This is a genomic window from Pseudoduganella ginsengisoli, assembly GCF_009720865.1.
Lineage (GTDB): Bacteria > Pseudomonadota > Gammaproteobacteria > Burkholderiales > Burkholderiaceae_D > Rugamonas > Rugamonas ginsengisoli.
Window position 1 is genome coordinate 1 of record NZ_WNLA01000097.1, and the last position, 353, is coordinate 353.

The window sequence follows — 353 nt, forward strand, 5'->3', positions numbered from 1 at the left end:
CACCGACAACATTACCAACGCTACCGGCCTGGTCTTCACCGGCAACGGCGCAGCTGCGGGCGCCACCGTGCGCCTGTATGCCGATACAGTCCTGGCCGGTTCGGCGGTGGCCGACGGTTCCGGCAACTGGAGTATTACGGCGACAGGTGTCGCCGATGGCAGTGGCATTTCCTTTACTACCGAGCAGGTTGACGCGGCAGGCAATGTCAGCGCCCGTTCCGAGGCACTGGCTGTGACGGTGGACCGCACTGCGCCGTCCGCGCCGGCAGCGCTGGACCTGACTGCAGCGTCCGACTCCGGTGATGTGAACACCGACAACCTGACCCGTGTCACCACACCGACCATTACCGGCA

Annotated in this window: 1 protein-coding gene; it reads left to right on the forward strand. The window is 65.2% G+C overall.

Features of this window, described 5'->3' with window-relative positions:
• Positions 1-353 (forward strand): Ig-like domain-containing protein (locus GM668_RS30790; protein ID WP_170305933.1); only part of this gene is annotated, 353 nt, incomplete at both ends.